Consider the following 2,221-nt stretch of genomic DNA (forward strand, 5'->3'; position numbering starts at 1 on the left):
GCAAACGCCTCGGCTACCACACCCCCCGCGAAATCTTCGCTACCCTCCTCATCGACGACCTACGAAACGTTGCGACGACCCCCTGATTTCGCCGCACGAAATCCTCCCCAACCTTGGTTTTAGGGGTGTTGGAGTTGGCCAAGGAGGCCATGGGATTCGCCGTCGGTGCCGGCGGAGAACCACAGGACGTCGGTGCCGCCCGTGGCTTGCGTGCCCTGCAGGAGTGCCCAGAGGCCGTCGATCGCCAGCGGTTTGCCGGTCGTGTCGCGGACCTGGCCGGCAGGTTCGAAGCGGTGCCGGGACTTGGGGACCAGGATGTTGATCCGGCCGTCGCCGAAGTTGCCGACCAGCAGCGTTCCGGCCGGAGCACCCCAGCCGGCCGGGGCCATCGCCATACCCCACGGCGCGTTCAGCGAGCCGCGGGTCGCGACGCGGGTGATCAACCGGCCGTCGGTGCTGAACTCGTCGACGAAGCCGCGCCCACGGCCGTCGATCTCGTCGCCGGTCTGCGCGTTGACCTTCGCGTACGAGACGAAGATCCGGCCGTCCAGCGCCTGCACGTTGAACGGGCCGTACGACGCCGGCACGTGCCGGTCGCGGAACGCCCACGCCGGCAACTTCACCGGCATGAACGAACTGTCGAACACGTCGATCCGGTGCTGCGTGAAGTTGGCGGCGTACAACTGGTTCTCGGCCAGCGCGAGGCCCTTGTACTTGGCGCCGGGCGTCGTGGCCTTGATCTCGGCCGGGCCGGTCGGCAGATCGACCAGCCGGCTCCAGGCCGCAATCTTGCCGTCTTCGCTGGCGAAGATGAAGTTGGCGGGGGCGCTGGTGGTGCCGTTGCTGAGCACGAACCCGGTGCCCGGGTTGTTCACCTGCCCGGTCGGCGACGGAATCGTCGGCTCGACCGGCAACTTCGCGATCGCGCCCGAGCCGGGCGCGGACGAGTACAGCGTCGACGTCGACGTACCGTTGTTGGACACCCACAACGGGGTGGTGGCGCCGAGCGAGAGACCCCACGGATTCACCAGGTCAGGGTCCTGGAGTACGGCTTTGCCGGCTTGGTCGGAGACGAGATTGACCTGCCGTACGGCGAGATGGTGCGACGGACCGGTTGCGTCGGCGGTCGTGGGCACAGCCAGTGCGAGGCTGCCGGCGAACGCGGTCGCAACTGCGAGTGCGCGCAAGGACATGACACTTCCCCCTAGATCGGGATGTGGACGCTCTCGATACGTGCCGCGGCGGCGCCCGGTTCAAGGCCACTCGTACTGGAAGTGGATATGGTCCGGTCCGGGCGTGGCTCGCTAGCGTCTGGGCATGAGGATCCGCGTGGTCGACGCCTTCGCCGAACGAGCTTTCACCGGAAACCCGGCCGGAGTCTGCGTACTCGAAGCCGGTGACTGGCCGGACGAGGCGTGGATGCAGAGCGTGGCCGCGGAGCTGAACCACGCCGAGACCGCGTTCGTCCGCCCGTCCGAGCGGGCGGACGCGGACTGGGACCTGCGCTGGTTCACGCCGACGCTCGAGGAGCGGCTCTGCGGCCACGCGACCCTCGCGACCACGCACGCGCTGGCCGCGGACGGCAAGGTGTCGGGCAAGGTGGCGTTCGCGACCCTCAGCGGGATCCTGACCGCGACGGTCTCGGCGGACGGGATCACGCTCGATTTCCCGGTCAACCGGCCTGTCGCCACACCCGCGCCCGACGGGCTGGCGGCCGCGATCCAGGCCGAGCCGCTCGAGACCTACGTGACCGGCGAACTGCGAGACCTCCTCGTCGTCGTACGGGACGAGGTGACCGTGCGGGCGGTGGTCCCGGACTACGACGTACTGGCCGGGATCATCGAGCGGGGACGGCTGCGCGGGGTGATCGTCACGGCCGCGGGGTCGGAGTACGACTTCGTGTCACGCTTCTTCGCGCCGGGGAGCGGGATCCCGGAGGACCCGGTGACGGGGAGCGCCCACACCAGCCTCGCGCCGTACTGGTCCGCACGCCTCGGCCGCGACAAACTCGTCGGCTACCAGGCCTCCGCCCGCGGCGGCGTCGTCCACGTCGTCCCGGCAGGCGACCGCGTCTACCTCAAGGGCCAAGCGATCACCGTCCTCGACGGCGAGTTGTACGTCTGACGTACTAGTGTCCTGAGTCAGGAATTCGTGTTTTAAGTTGTAGGGTTGCTGGATGGCGAGGACGGGTCGGCCGAAGGCTGTGCTGGTGGTGACCGAT

General features: G+C 68.6%; 2 protein-coding genes. One reads left to right on the forward strand and one right to left on the reverse strand.

Features of this window, described 5'->3' with window-relative positions; genetic code table 11:
• Positions 1 to 119: 119 nt before the first annotated feature.
• Positions 120 to 1,193, reverse strand: coding sequence for a TIGR03118 family protein (locus ACFV9C_RS44740; protein ID WP_380204268.1), 1,074 nt, complete (start codon positions 1,191 to 1,193; stop codon positions 120 to 122).
• Between the two features lie 124 nt (positions 1,194 to 1,317).
• Here ACFV9C_RS44740 and ACFV9C_RS44745 point away from each other — a divergent pair, with 124 nt between their 5' ends.
• Positions 1,318 to 2,124 carry a PhzF family phenazine biosynthesis protein gene (locus ACFV9C_RS44745; RefSeq protein ID WP_380204270.1) on the forward strand — a complete coding sequence of 269 codons (807 nt, stop codon included), beginning with the start codon at positions 1,318 to 1,320 and terminating at the stop codon, positions 2,122 to 2,124.
• Positions 2,125 to 2,221: the final 97 nt, after the last annotated feature.

The organism is Kribbella sp. NPDC059898 (genome assembly GCF_042730855.1).
Taxonomy (GTDB): Bacteria; Actinomycetota; Actinomycetes; order Propionibacteriales; family Kribbellaceae; genus Kribbella.

What these genes read in the sequence shown, in the direction of transcription:
- ACFV9C_RS44740 (WP_380204268.1), bottom strand. Translation starts at nt 1,193, where the DNA reads ATGTCCTTGCGCGCACTCGCAGTTGCGACCGCGTTCGCCGGCAGCCTC.
- ACFV9C_RS44745 (WP_380204270.1), top strand. Translation starts at nt 1,318, where the DNA reads ATGAGGATCCGCGTGGTCGACGCCTTCGCCGAACGAGCTTTCACCGGA.